This is a genomic window from Microbulbifer mixtoriginis (SeqCode), from assembly GCF_052467235.1.
In genome coordinates this window covers 4,558,676-4,574,215 of sequence record NZ_CP174305.1, presented here as the reverse complement: position 1 = coordinate 4,574,215, position 15,540 = coordinate 4,558,676, and the positions used below count along the sequence as shown (strand labels likewise).

Genomic DNA, 15,540 nt, shown 5'->3' with positions numbered 1-15,540 from the left:
TTGCAGGTTGGCAGCAGGGGCAACACCGTCATAGACACTTTGCAATACTCTTGAGCTTAACCGTGCTAGAGAGCTTTTCAGGGATCGCGTTTAACACAAGGTTAAAACCCGGAACAGCAGTGTAGCGAGCAAGTAAAACTTTCCGCCATAAAACCTTATGACATTTAGTGAAGATCCAGGCCGGGCCCCGGTAGGGAGTAATGAGATGCCGTTTAAACAAATCCTACTTCCTCTAGATGGCTCAGCTATCGCTGAAGAGGCCATCGCCCATGGAGTTATGCTGGCGCAGAACAGTGGTGCAAAAATTCACCTTCTTCATGTACAAAATTCTGAAGAGCAGAGCATAGATCCGGTGGACTGGCGGCTGCGCAGAGTAGAGCTGCGTAGCTACCTCAACCGTTTGGCTGAGCCCATTTCGGAGCAGGGTATTACTGTAAGCCAGTCTGTGGTGGAGGGGCGCCCAGCAGAGCAGATTGTAGAGTACTGCGATGAGGTCGATATCGATCTGATTGTACTCACTGCATACGGCAAGGGTGGCGTCAGCCGTTTCGATTTCGGCAGCACCGCCCAAAAGATTTTTAGTGGCTCTGGGCGGTCCTTCATCATAGTGCATCCGGGTTTAAAACCTCCGGCCCAGGAAAACATGGCTTACCGCCGTATTCTGGTCTCGATGGATGGTTCCTCTCATTCCGAGTGGGTTGCTTGCCAGGCGGCATCAATGATGCGTGGGCAAGAAATGGAAATGATTCTGCTGCAAGTGATTGCTGTGCCAGATATGCCCCGCAAAATGCCGATCACCCGCGAAGAACACGCCACACGGGAAAAGTTTGTCGAATGCAATCGACGCGCGGGTGAAGTCTACTTGGAGGAGATGGCTCGCCAATTGGAAAACGGCATCAAAGTGCGGCCCTTGCTGCTGGTTGCACAGAATGTCGCCGAGTGTATTTATGCCACTGCTGCGGAAGAGGATGTCGATCTGATTGCCATGAGCGCGCACGACTGGCAAACCGGTGAGCAACACGTAACGGGTACCGTCTGCCACTCCGTTATATCCCACAGTAACCTGCCGGTTCTGGTATTCCAGGATTTGCAGGAATCCCAATTACAGGCTCTGCGCGCTGACAACATAGCCTGCCAAATTCGCCACTCAACTCTTCCGGTAAGAAATGAAGCGCATCGATGAAATTGCGGTTTTGGAAAAAGCAGGGCGCTCGCCAGGGGTACAAGTTCTTTGTACATGCAAAGTCCGAGCAAAGCGGTACTCAATCTGGGAGTACCGCCCACGGGATTGGTAACAATTCGAACCGGGATAATGAACAGCAGCGCCTGGAAGACATAGCCGCGCTGGCCAAGCAGCACGCAAGCCCTGTCGGTACCGGTGGTGGCTACCGCTTGCGACTGCACTTGCGTCAGTTAGAAAAACATTTCGAGAAAATCTATCGGCATCTCGCCACTCGGGTAGAGGCGGGCGAAAAAAGTACTCGCAGTGAAGAGTGGCTACTAGATAACCGCCATGTGGTCCAGGAAGCCCTGCAGTTGGTATGTGAGTCCCTGCCGGTGAACTACTTAAAGCAGTTGCCACAAGTTTCTGCCGAAGACGGCAGTGTCGACCTGCGTTTGCATGTCCTTGCCGATGCATTGATCACCGACTTCTCCCAACCCGTAGATATTCAATCTATTCACCTGTTGGTTGAGCACTACCAGGAGGATGCTGTTTTAACCACCGGCGAACTCTGGGCACTGCCCGCACTTTTACGCCTTTGCCTATTGGAGCACTTGGCGCAGCTGGCCGAGGATGCCTTGGGAGGACATACCGCTACAGAAGAGGAACTCAGCGTTGGCATTGCCAGCGGTATCATTAGCCTGCGAGAACTGCGCAGTTGTAACTGGCGGAATTTTGTTGAGTCCCTCAGCCGTGTAGAACATATATTGCGCAAAGACCCTGCAGACGCCTACCGCCGAATGGATTTTGAAACCCGCGATAGATACCGGGATGTGATAGAAAAGCTGGCACGCGGCAGTGGCAAAACCGAGCAGCAGGTTGCCCAGTGCGTGGTGGAACTGAGCGGCGTACAGAAAACCGATAAGCGCACCCGGCATGTGGGATACTACCTGATAGATGAAGGGCGTCCACAGCTGGAAACCCTGATGGACTATCGCCCTGGCTTTCTGCAGCGCCTTCATTGGCAGCTATTGCACAAGGCATCCAGGGTATTCTTTTCCGGATTGGCTCTTTTCTCGATTCCACCGCTACTTGCCCTGGCTGTTTATCTACTCTGGAGCGGTGCTTCTATCATTTTGACGTTATTGGTACTGCTGGTTACCGCAGTGCCAGTGGTCGGTATGGCCCTGGCTCTGGTTAACGGCTTGATTACCCACTGCTTGCCCCCGCGCCTGCTGGCAAAACTGGATTTTGATAAGGGCATATCCAGTGAATACCGCACGGTTGTGGTTATGCCGGTACTGTTTGCCGATGCGGAGGATATGCAAAGGATTCTCGAGTGTCTGGAAATCAATTTCCTCAACAACGGAGATAGGAATCTTGTTTACGCAGTTTTAAGTGATTTTGCAGACGCCGATACGCAAAGTACCAGTGAGGACACAACATTATTAGAAATCGCCAAAGCATCTATTGAAACCCTGAACGAACGCCACAGGGTCGATGAGGGCAGATCACCGTTTTTACTATTACACCGTGAGCGTCGCTGGAATGCGTTGGAAAACTGCTGGATGGGCTGGGAGCGCAAGCGCGGCAAACTGATCGAATTCAACAGACTATTGTCTGGCAATGAGGAGCACAGTTTTACCACTTGTTTTGGCGATCGCAAACAGCTGCAAGGCATTCGCTATGTCATCACTCTCGATGCCGACAGCCAGATGCCACCAGACACCGCACGACGCCTCGTTGGTGCCATAGCGCACCCACTCAATCGCGCAGTGGTCAACAGCAGCACACAAAGAGTGGTAGCAGGTTATGGATTTTTACAGCCCCGGGTGGAAACCGACCCGGCTAGCTCTGATGGAACCCTATTCAGCCAGATTTTTGCCGGTGATCGCACCGTAGACCTCTACACCCACGCCGTCTCGGATGCCTACCAGGACCTGTTCGGCGAGGCGATATTTACCGGTAAAGGAATTTACGATCCGGAGGTTTTCTCCCAGACCCTGGCCGGGCATCTTCCAGAAAATGCCATCCTCAGCCACGATTTAATCGAAGGTGCCATCGGTGGTGTAGGGCTGCTGTCGGATGCAGTCTTCTATGAACAATACCCACCTAATGTTTTCGCCATGCTGCGCCGCTCGCACCGCTGGATTCGCGGTGATTGGCAGATACTTTCCTGGCTGGGCAAACGTGTACCGGTCGATAGCGGTGAACGAGTCGACAACCCTTTACCGACAATTCAGCGCTGGCAAATCGTCGATAATCTGCGACGCAGCCTGGAGGCCCCCTGCCTGTTGGCACTTTTTCTGCTGTCCTGGAGCGGTTGGCTACCAGGCCATGCCTGGGCTTGGACTTCGGCGCTACTTTTGTTGTCTTCCGCATCGGTATGGCAGGAATTACTATCAATGGTCTGGCGCAGCATCGCTGATCCCAGCCGCGCCCATCTTCATTTCCGAGGAGGGCCGGCGGTTCTACAGCAGCGCTTTTTACACTGGCTGCTATCGCTGGTTCTGCTCCCGGTGCAAGCGATTAACGCGTTGGATGCGATCGTACGCACACTCTATCGGCTGCGCGTTTCCCACCGCCATTTGTTGCAATGGACATCAGCGGCACATGTGAATCGCTCTGTCAGCAGTGCACTGACTGCGTTTGGCAGTTGGCGTGCGATGTGGGTTTCCCCACTGATCGCTCTATTGGTAACTGCAGGCTTGGCTTATTGGGTTCCCGCCAGTCTCTTACCTGCAGCACCGTTTTTGTTGGCCTGGCTCTTTGCACCCCAACTTCTTCACCATATCAATTTACCGCGAGAGCTGGAGCCATCAGTTCTATCAGAAGAGGACAAGCGCGAGTTGCGTTTGCTAAGCCGGCGAACCTGGTTTTTCTTCGAACACTTTATGGGGCCTGACGATCACTGGCTGCCGCCAGATAATTATCAGGAAGAACCCCTGGCGGTCCTGGCCCGGCGTACATCCCCCACCAATATCGGGCTGGGCTTGCTCTCTATTCTCAGCGCCTACGATTTTGGTTACGTTGATCTCAGCCTGCTATTAGCTCGACTCAACAACAGCTTCGACCGTATGCGCGGACTGGAGCGCTATCGCGGACACTTCCTCAACTGGTATGAAACCCGCGAACTACACCCGCTCAACCCCCGCTATGTCTCCACCGTGGATAGCGGCAACCTGGCCGGCAGCCTACTAACCCTGGCCTCCGGCCTGGAATCCCTGAAAACTGAACCACTGAGTGGACGCCAGCTGGTACTGGGCATCACCGATACCCTCGATGCCATGGCAGAAACCCTGCAGCCGGTCGATACGGACTCCGCCCCCAATGAAATCCGTGAGATCAACGCGCAGCTAGCGCAGTTTCGCCAACGTTTACAAGCCGGCGCGGAGCACAATCGCTGGTGGCAAACCATCGACGATATCTATGAGAGAGATGTACCCTGGCTACAGAAGCAGATGCTGGCGCTGATCGAGGGTGACGAAAAAAATTTCAGCGCAGAGGATCTCGGTCGACTACGCCAATGGCTCGATGAACTGCACCGCCATGCGGTGGCAGCGAGGCGCTATCAGGAGGCGCTCGAACCCTGGCTGCGACTTATGCAGGTACCACCCAAAGTCTGCCGGGAGGGTGTGGAGCATGTCAGAAAAGCTTACCTCTCCCTCGCAGACACTTTGAAAATCCCGGTTTCCCTATCGACCATGCCAGACTTTTGCGATGCCGCGGAACAACAACTGCTGCAACTGCAAAATCACCTCGCTGCAGAACCACAAGGGCACGATGAAGCCGCCTCTTGGTGTGAAAAAATGCACAACGCACTGGAAAGCGCACGGGAAAATGCCGCCAGTTATTGCCGAGACATTACCAGCCTTTCCACCAGGGCACTCAACTGGGTGGAAGAGATGGATTTCGCCTTCCTCTACGATCGCGATCAGCATCTATTTCATATCGGTTACAACATTACCGATGCTGCACTAGACGCCAACCACTACGATTTACTCGCCTCAGAATCGCGCCTGACCGGCTTCCTCGCTATTGCCAAAGGCGATGTACCGGCGCGCCACTGGCGCCACCTTGAGCGACCATTTCGGCACCTTCATCGCCGGGTGGTGTTGATGTCTTGGAGTGCGACCCTGTTTGAATATTTAATGCCGCGGCTGTTTATGGAAACGCCAGAGCACAGTTTGATAGGGCGGGCCTGTCGCAATGCCATTGAAGTGCATCGCAAGTTTACCGGCCGTTTCGAACTGCCCTGGGGTATCGCCGAATCCGGTTACTACGAACTGGACAGCCAATTGCACTACCAATACCGTGCCTTTGGAGTGCCAGGTATCGGTTTTCGTCGCGACCTCGGTGAACGCCTGGTTATAGCGCCTTATGCTTCCATGATGGCACTACCATTCGATGCCGCAGGGGTTATGGAGAACCTGCGCCAGCTTCGCGCCGAAGGTGGTTACGGCCAGTTCGGCCTGTATGAAGCGATTGACTATGGCCGTACGGCCAAAGCTATACCTCGACGCGCACGCACTGTGCGCTCCTATATGAGCCACCACCAGGGCATGATCCTGCTGGCCATTAATAACTACCTCCACGATGACATAATGCAACAACGCTTCCACAGCGATGTGCGCATTGCCGGCCTGACGCCACTACTGCACGAGCGCCTGCCCACCGCGCGGCCGGCCCTAAGACCCTGGCAACAGCCGGGGCTACAGCGCAGTTTCCACGCCGAAGGAGCCCTGCAGAGCTGGTCTGCTCTTCCGGGGAGACCCTATCCACAATACAACCTGCTCTCTAACGGCCACCACACACTGCTGCTGGGAGCAGATGGTTCAGGTGGCAGCTATTGGCACAATCTTGCCCTGACACGCTGGCAGCCAGATCCGACCCAACACCAGGGCGGGCACTGGAATTATGTCCGCGATCTGGATAGCGGCGAACTATTTTCTGTGGGGCTGGCCCCCTGTGGCGGAGACTCCGGCCACTGTATGGCCAACTTCTCACCACAGGAAGTAGAGTTCCAGCGCCGTGAAGCGGAGTTATTCTGCCGCTTACACATTGCCCTCAGTTCCCAGCATGACTTAGAAGCTCGCCGACTGGTAATCAAAAATGAGAGCAATCGCAGCCGCCACCTGCTGCTGGCGGATTATGCCGAGGTGGTGCTAGCGCCAGAACGCGATTACCAGCGTCATCCCGCCTTTGCCAAACTGTTTGTGGAGAGCCAGTACCTGCCCGATGAGCAGGTGATGCTCTATCGAAGGCGGCCTCGCAGCGGCGAGGAAAAACCGATATATCTAGCCCACTGCGCATTGGTTTCTGCCGATGTAAGCCACCAGCTGGGCTGGGAAACCGATCGGGTACGTTTCCTCGGCCGCGGCGGGTCCCCGGCAAGGCCTCTGGCTCTGCAACGAGGCCTGGAAGGCTTCACGGGAACCACTGGCCCTGTATTAGACCCGGTAATTGCCTCAGCCCAAGAAATTTCTATTTCGCCTCATTCTGAAGTCGAAGTGATCTACCTGACTGGCGCCAGTAAATCACGCCGGGAGTTGTTGGCTGTATTGCGCTCTTATCGCTCGCGGCCCAAGGCACGTTGGGTATACGACCTGGCGCGAATGCAGTCTGAACAGGAATTACACAACCTGCGTATCCCTGCGGCAGATGTTTACTGGATGATGGAGTTGCTCTCCGCTGTACTAGCTCCCTCCGGCGGGCTGCGCGCCTCTTCCCGAGTATTGGCCCGCAGTCATCATATTCAGCGTTGCCTGTGGAGCCGTGGCATCTCCGGAGATAACCCAATCCTGTTACTGCAGGTGCGCAGTGAGCAGGGCATTGATTTTGCCGAGCCCATTCTGCAAGCCCACACTCTCTGGAGCGGCCGCGGCCTGGCTATTGACCTGGTTATTGTTGATGAGGATTCCGCCGGTTATTCCCAGCAGACCCGCGACAGGTTACAGGAGATGATCGCCGATATTCGCGGTCGCACTATGCGCAAACTAAACGGCTCAGTGGTGATGGTGCCAGGCCAGGAGCTGCCAGAGTCTGATCGTATGGGCCTTTTGGCTGCAGCACGGGTATTGCTCGATTCCTCAGCAGGGCCAGTGGCCACACAGCTGGAGAATAGTGCCGCCGCACTACAGGCTCAGATGCAGCCATTGCCTCCTTTTGTACCGGTGCAATCTGCAGGTTATGTCCAGTTACCAACACCAGCCCTGCAACGCCCAAATGATCTTATATTTGATAATGGCCTGGGTGGATTTTCAGCGGATGGGCGCGAGTACATCCTGCATCTACAGTCAGGCAAGCCGGAAAAACCGGGCCAGCGCCCTCCTGCACCCTGGGTAAATATCATCGCTAATCCCAACTTCGGTTGTCTGGTATCCGAAGGGGGCTCCTGCTGTACCTGGAGCGGCAACAGTGGTGAACACCGGCTGACCGCCTGGAATAACGATCCGGTCCGCGACCCCAGTGGTGAAACCCTCTACCTACGCGATGAAGAGAGCGCCCAGGTTTGGTCTCCAACCCCGGCCCCGCGGCCCGCCGAGACCGACTATCAGGTAAGGCATGGGGCAGGTTACACCGAGTATCGCCATAACAGCCACGGCCTTGAGCAGTCCTGGCGTATTACGGTCGATCGCACTGCTCCGGTGAAAATTGGCCGGCTGACATTGAAAAATGGCTGGAACAGGCCTCGCCGATTAACTGCCACCTACTACGTGGAGTGGGTAATGGGACTGACCCGCGGCAACAGTTGGGCTCATCAGGTCAATGAGTTCATACCAGAAAGCAATACGTTATTGGCCCGCAACGCCTTTGTCCCGGATGCCAAACCCGGTGTCGCCTTCCTGACTGCCAGCCTGCCACCTCACGGTCTGACCACAGATCGGCATGAGTTTATTGGCAGTACCGGGAGCCCACAGGCACCGGAGGCACTGTTTCGGATTGGCCTCTCCGGGAAGGTGCAGTCTGGCGGCGACCCTTGCGCCGCTTATCAAGTCCATATTGATCTGGCTATCGGCGAAACCCAACACATTTATTTTGTGATGGGGGAGGGGATTGATCGTGCCCAGGCATTGGATTTGGCCGGTGAATTCCGGGATCCACAAAGAGCCGCAAACTCCCAGGCCGAGTTCGAACAGTTTTGGGAGAATTATCTGCGCTCTGTTCAGGTGCGAGTGCCCGATAAGGCCACCGAGCTGATGGTAAACCGCTGGCTACCTTATCAAACCCTGGCCTGCCGCCTCTGGGGCCGCAGCGGCTTCTATCAATCCAGTGGTGCCTTTGGTTTCCGTGATCAGCTTCAGGATGTACAGGCACTGCTTTGGACACATCCCGATTGGACACGCCAACATATTTTGCGCACTGCCTCACGCCAATTCCAGGATGGAGATGTACTGCACTGGTGGCATGAAAATCCCTTGCGCGGTGTGCGCACCCGCTGCTCCGACGACTTACTGTGGCTGCCATTTGTTACAGCCCAATACATTCGCACCACGGGTGATTACCAAATCCTGGATGAACCGGTCAGCTATCTTGCCGGGGCACCACTGGGCAAAGATGAGCACGAACGCTACGCCGAGTTTGAAAGCAGCGATGAATCTGGGTCTCTTTACGAGCACTGCTGCCGCGCAATTGAGCGCGCCGGCGCCGTAGGGCCTCACGGGCTACCGGTAATCGGCAATGGCGACTGGAACGACGGTTTCAGCCGTATCAGTACCACCGGCCGCGGTGAGAGTGTGTGGATGGGCTGGTTTTTACTGCGAGTTTGTCGGGATATGGCGCCCCTGTGCGACTATATCGGCGATTCTGCACTGGCGGAATATTACCGTCAGCTGGGAGAAAATTTCCGTCAGCAGGTAGAAGACAGCGGCTGGGACGGCGCCTGGTATCGGCGCGCTTATTACGATGACGGCACGCCGATTGGTTCTAAGGACAGCGATGAATGCAAAATTGACCTGATTGCACAAACCTGGTCGGTGCTATCCCAGCAGGAACCCACTGAGCGATCCCGCAAAGCGATGGAATCGGCCGACCAGCACCTGGTAAACGAGTGCGCCCGGCAAATACTGTTGCTTAAGCCACCGTTTAACAAAACCAAGAAGGACCCCGGCTATATCAAAGGTTATCCACCGGGAATTCGTGAAAACGGTGGCCAATACACCCACGCCGCCACATGGGCCGTCTGGGCCGCGGCCGGACTCGGACAGAGCGAGCGGGCTTGGCATTACTTTAATTTGTTAAACCCAATTACCCACACCGATACCCTTGAAGGCGTAAAGCGCTATCGCACAGAGCCCTATGTATTAGCCGGCGATGTCTACGGCGTGGCCCCCCATGTGGGGCGCGGTGGCTGGACTTGGTATTCCGGAGCGTCCGGCTGGCTGTATCGCAGTGCACTAGAGGCATTGCTCGGGGCAAAAATTCTTGATGGCGATCACTTGGTGATCGAACCCTGCCTACCGCAAACCTGGCATAACTATCACTTATCGCTGCGCTTTGGCAGCAGTCGCTATGAGATCGACATCAGTAATTGCGGTGGCTGTCCGCGAGAGATCGAATCACTGACGCTGGATGGAGAAAGACTCACTTCAGGAGTCATTCCGTTAAAAGACAGCGGCCAGGAGCATCAGGTAGCTTTAGTATTCAAGCCTGTTTTTAATCCCCCCAAATAACAACGAAATACTTCACTATTAAATTTTCCAGTGTGGTCAGCAGGTTGCCTTATATGGCTTCAAATACGATCAATACAAAATTTTTTCTCACGATAGCTTTTAGCGCTCTACTTATTTTGGTTACCCCCACCATAATAACGACAGTGATTTACTGGTTTATTGGTAGTGATTTCTCAAACAGGGCAAAATCTGATGCGGACCGACTTCTGGGAATAGGTAACTACTGTATTATTGCCCCACATAAAAGATCGGAGGCTGCATATTTTATCACCAACTTTAAACATGTAAATTTGAAGGAAGTTATAAAGCAGGCTGTATACTTCAAGTTATACTTGCCTTCACAGGAAGTTGGAAGTGGATTAGCCAGCGCAAGAAAACGAAATTACCACTTTGCTATTTATAATAGTGATGCCATGTATTATTGGAGCCTCAGGGAAGATAGGTTTATTAAATCTCCCGACTATGTATATGTAACTTTTCAGCAAATTCTGAAAGTCTACTCCATGTACAATGGGAGGCCAGATATTTTGGGAAAGGGTGGCTTTTCGCAACCATCATGGGATTATTATGATTGCCCCCATTGAAAAGAAAGCATTATTGAACTTATCCCAGTTCTGACTGGGTCTAGCAGTTTTCGCTTTTTCATTGGTAGCACCAAGCCTTTCTTTGAAAATTTAGTGAACTTCGCTGTCTGAATACCACTCATGCTCTTAGTGTCATGATGAAGCGCCAACCTCCTCAGTAGTGATTTTTCTTTCCTTGCGAGTTTAGAAGTTGGCAAGATACCCAAAAGACGCATTGATGATCCAGTGTTCCGAATCAATACTCGCCCAAGGAAGGTGTTAAATTACTTGAGTCCGCTGGGTTTTTTGGCGGGAAGACGTGTGTCACTTATGTTAGCAATCTAGGTAGCTCTTCATATTTAAAGCATGGGTTGGACTTCGCCATATAAACCGGGGGATTACTTACAAAGAACTTTTTGGCTGAAATCTAGTCAGATCTGGAACCTCGCAAGCCAACAGGTCAGATCTTTTCTTTTTGGATGCTTGCCGAGGCATTCTACGGAAGTGATATTTAAGTCAGATGGAATTCCAGCCTCCCCCCTTAGTATATAAAGATAACGAAACATCAATTTCATGGCGCCTTTGGGTTTCCCTGGCGATAGCACTGAGTTTGCATATGGTTTTATTGACAATTCCAGTTTCCGTGCCACCAGATAATCAGTTGAACAAACAATCTACAATTAGGTTTATCTTAAAACATAAAAAACCGACTGCGAGCTCGCCAATAAACAGCCCAGACAGTACAGGTAGGCCCAAAAGGTCTGTAACCACTACAAAACCGAAAGTAGGGCAGAGTGAAGTATTGCCTGCAGCTTCAGCTACTGCAAAACCGCCCTCATCCGGAATTCAGCAAAAACATGAAGCCCCGAGTAGAGTGACAACCAGTGAACATAGAGACCGAGCAAATACTACTCAGCCCGAAAACTTATCGTCTCAAAAAGCCGTTACTTTAACGGTTCCCGCTGAATCTGGAGCAAAAAGCAAAGCGGTGGTTTTTGATCCGAGGTTAAAGAGAGCTTTAGATCGAGAGAACAACAAAGTTCGCCAGCTTCAAACAAAAGATGCCCTCTACACAACAGCGACAGGCACTTTTGTTCAACTCGGTGATAAATGCTTTGACCTGAAAGATTTACCGGCTGGCAGTGATAGCGATCTGAACCCCTGGTTTAGAGCCAAATGTCCCAAGAACTCTAGATCCCAAGCGGATATTGATCGCCTCGCTGAAAAATATGGTATACCTTAGACCCACAATCATTTGTGATGAATAGTATGAGCAAGGCCTCGTCCATACAGAGGAGACCTCACATAAGAATACCAACTAGCGTTTGAACAATCTCATGGGTGAATAAATTGGAGCCGAACTTTTTGCAGTCTTAGAAGGTTGGTAGCAGCATCAAACCTTACCCTTGCAAGGTAATAACAGCTTTGTGTATTAATCGGGCGGCTAGGGATGTTAATTGCGGTTGATCCATTAGCTGCATCAGTGCTCGTACTATTGACTACAAGTGTGAATGTTATTGCACCAGCGCCGAAGGCCGGTTGACAAACCTCAAATAGCATAGCTGCCATCGCAGAATTGGGGTCATTATCAGACCACCACCACCGAAAAAACTCCAAGGTTCCACCATTAGGTAGATCCCAAAATTGGGCATCGGCAAACCGCTCAGTGCCAAGCCGGCTCAGCTCAGTGCCACCTCCTACGGAATATAACCATTCCGACCCAGTAGTATCCTGCCGCCCAATAAATGACTTCGGCATAATTGGTGAATAGTCTGTGCTCCCTGTGGGGAATAGCCCCTCTTGGGAATCAGGATTACCCGATGCATATAAGGAAAAATCAAATGGCCTTTCTGGGTCAAGCCCTTCAGCTACATATACATTAGACGCCGCCCTATCAAAACCCATGGCTTCAAGTGCCGCCGGATTAGTAATTAGATTATCCTTATTGCCCGCAATTACCATCTGTGAAGCCGCTGTGAAACTGACAAGTGTGGCGAGGGTATATTTAAGCCACCGGTAGGACATCTTCATATGAACTCTCCAAAATTAGTATCGAAATTATTATCAAAATCCCCAATAATGAGTAAATTCTGAGCATCCTTAACGACGTAGGGATAAGGTATGTAATTAGTAGAGAAATGAATTTCTGCAAGTAATCTCAACACAAAGGCGGAAAAATCTCTCAGAAATGCCCCTCAAAACTTATTGAGAAATCCCAAGCGTATACATGAATAAATTCAATCGATTCAGCATGCATCTCACCAGGAGGTATTGATCTAATTAAATTTCTAAGATCAAAATGAAAACACCAAGTTACCCATTTTAAGAGATAAACTTACCCCCTAAATTGAGCCCAGATGATTTTGCGCTGGGGGTTTCAACTATTTCCCATGTGGCCCGCTGAAACCACAAAAACTTGAACTGTCTTTTGCTAATGTTGAATTATGTTAACAATTGCTGATCGCCGGCCGCTATGTAAGTTGTCCTTGTCAATTCCATCCCAATCACGAAGTATAAAAACTATGTGTTCTTACTGTACGTTGAGTGGGTAGGGGCCTTCTTAATAATAAAGAGAAGAGAGAAGAGTTTAAGCTCTTCTCTGGACTTCCACGTTATGGTACACGCTTGTAGATATAGGTTTTGTCATCTTGACGGAGGATCAGCGAAACGACAGGGCCCACATCGGCTCCTTCAAATTCGATAGTTAGCCCTGGTACCATCTTAGAAGCATATAGTGTGGATGATTGCGGCCGAATGACGAACTCTCCGTATCCCGCTGAAACAATAAGGCCCGTATAGCCACGACTAATCTCAATGACATCGTCCTTAGCCTGCTCATAGTGTCCGATCCCCCTTAAAAGAACTTTCTCAGGTAGAGAAATGAAATCTGGGGTAGGGACGATCTTAGTAGATACTGTTTGCTGGGGGTTCAAAAAATGGTGGCCGATATCGTCTAATCCTTCGCCACTCGCAGCATCTGCCAAGGCAACAACACCGGCTCTCCGTGCTGGGTTAAAACCCATAAATGTGCGTGATCCATCGCTGCTGCCGTTAGACCAATAATAGGTTTCTCCATGGGTAGTCGTTCTGCGCCAACCCAGGGCCATGCGAGTGATATCATTGCCCCCAGGCCTATCGACCGACAACATCAAACGTGAGGCAGCCACCAAATCCTTAGGGCCCTGGCCGTTGGTGAACAAGTCGAGAAGAGTGAGGAGATCGTTGGCAGTAGAGCGCAAACCACCAGCCGGTGCGAGCACACCATCACTAGTGGGGCCAATCGGGCTGAGGTAAAAGTCATGGCCTTGAGCGCGTCGAGCTGCCTTTCTCGGGTCATCCTCTAAAGTAGTGTCACTCAACCCCAGTGGCTCTGTTACACGCTCTCGCAGTATCTCTGCAAAAGAGCGGCCTGACTTCAAAGCAATGCCCTGGCCTAAAAGTCCAAAAGCCAGGTTTGAATAGTTAAATTGAGAGCCTGGACTAGTTTGCAGATGGTAGCTTGGTAAGCTGCCATAGAGCTGTTCAAAGGAATAACCTGCATATTTATTCGGCGCATCGGGTACCGATGTAGCAAGGTTGTTGGGCCTAAGCGGCAATGCAGCACCATGTGTAGCCAGGTCGGTGAGGGTGATTTGTCGTCCTTTAAAAGTTGGAGCCTTTACTCCGTCTGGTACGTAATCCTGAAGTGGGTCGTCGAGCCTTACGCGCTTATGTACGACTTCAACAGCTAATAGCAGGGCGGTAAAAATCTTAGTTAGCGAGGCAACTTCAAAAATGGTATCACCGCCTAGCTGGTAGTCGTCCTTGGCTTCAGGGTCCCGAACGGTAATGATGCGACGACCAGAGGGTTTCAGGGTGCCTGTAACCGCTGCATGTGCCCCATGCTGCTTAAGAATGCGATGACGTACAAGACGTTGAAGCTCGTCTACACCTTTCGCTGTATTATTTGATAAAGCGTCTAACGCAAAGAGTGGCTGGGGCAGGGTATATGCGATGGCAGCCCCCAAAAAAACTTTAGAAAAATCACGTCGATCCATGGCGATCAGTACCTATTAAAGAAGTCAGTCAGGAAAATCAATATATGTTTACAATACCTAACCAATCGTTAATTTAAAACAATCAAATTGCTGAAAGAGTATCGACTACCAATATCTACAGAAGTTTCAGTATTTCATTCGTCATATTGTCAATGAGTACAAAGGAGTGAATTAGATTGAGCGACTTATGAAGAAATCGATATCCACAAAGGTCTGTTGTTTCCTTGTCAGCCTACTCAGGGGAATTAGCCAAGTCATCCTACAGAAGAACGCATTGAGTGGAGCTTTGTTTTTGTTTGGTGTGGCAGTTAACTCCATCACTATGGCTATTGGAGTCCTAGTTGGTGTTATCTCCTCAACAATTTTTGCACATATTAAACATTACCCGGTGAATGATATTGAAGAGGGGCTATTTGGGTACAATGGCGCATTGATTGGTGTAGTCGTATTCTCTTTATATGCACCTTCGTCACTCACCGTTTTCTTAATTATTGCTGGAAGCGCTCTAACCGTTTTAATAATGCGCTTAATGATGATTCACTTTCCTCTTCCAGCTTATACCGCACCATACATTATGGTGATATGGGTTATCTGGGCCATGGCTCCGGCACTCAATCTAGAGCCAGCTATAACATCAATTAGTGAAAAAATCTCAACTTGGGGGATATTCGAAGGTATAGGACAGATTATCTTCCAAAATAATGCCATTACGGGGGCTTGTTTTTTGCTTGGGATTTTCATTTCCAATAAGTTACATGCCCTTTGGGGCATCATTGGTGGGCTATTTGCTACATTATTGGCTGAGCTTATATCTTTATCGACAACACTCATTCTTGCCGGAATCTTTGGCTACAATGCATCACTTTGTGCTATTGCCTTAACAAGTAGAAGTAAGCAATGGCTTGCTCCACTTGTGGGGAGTGCATTAACCGTGCCCATCGCAATGGCTTTTATCAATACTGGCATCGTTGTATTAACAGCACCATTTGTACTTTCCAGTTGGGCGATATTATTGCTTAAGAAAAGATTTTCATTAACTTACTGATAGAAAGGTCAGAGTGTGGCCAAATCTTATGACTGATTCGGCCACAGTATTTAACTAGGCA

General features: G+C 51.1%; 7 protein-coding genes. 5 read left to right on the top strand and 2 right to left on the bottom strand.

All coding sequences use genetic code 11. The annotated features are described in order from the left end of the window. Nucleotides 1-205 precede the first annotated feature (205 nt). The 4 genes from ACJJIO_RS19995 (at nt 206) to ACJJIO_RS19980 (ending at nt 11,640) form a co-directional block, all read left to right on the top strand. Nucleotides 206-1,183: a universal stress protein gene (locus ACJJIO_RS19995; protein ID WP_444884900.1), complete on the top strand. Its 978-nt coding sequence runs from the start codon at nt 206-208 to the stop codon at nt 1,181-1,183. After that, entirely contained in the window at nt 1,180-9,834 is an 8,655-nt protein-coding gene (locus ACJJIO_RS19990) for a GH36-type glycosyl hydrolase domain-containing protein (protein ID WP_444909595.1), read from the top strand. The genes ACJJIO_RS19995 and ACJJIO_RS19990 overlap by 4 nt, the downstream gene beginning before the upstream one ends. A gap of 53 nt (nt 9,835-9,887) precedes the next feature. Beyond that, complete coding sequence (locus ACJJIO_RS19985) at nt 9,888-10,418, top strand: hypothetical protein (RefSeq protein WP_444909594.1); 531 nt, start codon at nt 9,888-9,890, stop codon at nt 10,416-10,418. Between the two features lie 595 nt (nt 10,419-11,013). Then, nucleotides 11,014-11,640 carry a hypothetical protein gene (locus ACJJIO_RS19980; RefSeq protein WP_444909593.1) on the top strand — a complete coding sequence of 209 codons (627 nt, stop codon included), beginning with the start codon at nt 11,014-11,016 and terminating at the stop codon, nt 11,638-11,640. A 92-nt stretch (nt 11,641-11,732) separates the two neighbouring features. On the opposite strand, the gene ACJJIO_RS19975 is transcribed toward ACJJIO_RS19980, so the two are convergent. Then, complete coding sequence (locus ACJJIO_RS19975) at nt 11,733-12,359, bottom strand: hypothetical protein (RefSeq protein ID WP_444909592.1); 627 nt, start codon at nt 12,357-12,359, stop codon at nt 11,733-11,735. Between the two features lie 650 nt (nt 12,360-13,009). Next, nucleotides 13,010-14,434 carry a serine hydrolase domain-containing protein gene (locus ACJJIO_RS19970; RefSeq protein ID WP_444909591.1) on the bottom strand — a complete coding sequence of 475 codons (1,425 nt, stop codon included), beginning with the start codon at nt 14,432-14,434 and terminating at the stop codon, nt 13,010-13,012. 187 nt (nt 14,435-14,621) lie between these two features. Between ACJJIO_RS19970 and ACJJIO_RS19965 the strand changes: the two genes are divergently transcribed. Continuing rightward, nucleotides 14,622-15,479: an urea transporter gene (locus tag ACJJIO_RS19965; protein WP_444909590.1), complete on the top strand. Its 858-nt coding sequence runs from the start codon at nt 14,622-14,624 to the stop codon at nt 15,477-15,479. Nucleotides 15,480-15,540 lie beyond the last annotated feature (61 nt).

What these genes read in the sequence shown, in the direction of transcription:
- ACJJIO_RS19995 (WP_444884900.1), top strand. Translation starts at nt 206, where the DNA reads ATGCCGTTTAAACAAATCCTACTTCCTCTAGATGGCTCAGCTATCGCT.
- ACJJIO_RS19990 (WP_444909595.1), top strand. Translation starts at nt 1,180, where the DNA reads ATGAAATTGCGGTTTTGGAAAAAGCAGGGCGCTCGCCAGGGGTACAAG.
- ACJJIO_RS19985 (WP_444909594.1), top strand. Translation starts at nt 9,888, where the DNA reads ATGGCTTCAAATACGATCAATACAAAATTTTTTCTCACGATAGCTTTT.
- ACJJIO_RS19980 (WP_444909593.1), top strand. Translation starts at nt 11,014, where the DNA reads ATGGTTTTATTGACAATTCCAGTTTCCGTGCCACCAGATAATCAGTTG.
- ACJJIO_RS19975 (WP_444909592.1), bottom strand. Translation starts at nt 12,359, where the DNA reads ATGGTAATTGCGGGCAATAAGGATAATCTAATTACTAATCCGGCGGCA.
- ACJJIO_RS19970 (WP_444909591.1), bottom strand. Translation starts at nt 14,434, where the DNA reads ATGGATCGACGTGATTTTTCTAAAGTTTTTTTGGGGGCTGCCATCGCA.
- ACJJIO_RS19965 (WP_444909590.1), top strand. Translation starts at nt 14,622, where the DNA reads ATGAAGAAATCGATATCCACAAAGGTCTGTTGTTTCCTTGTCAGCCTA.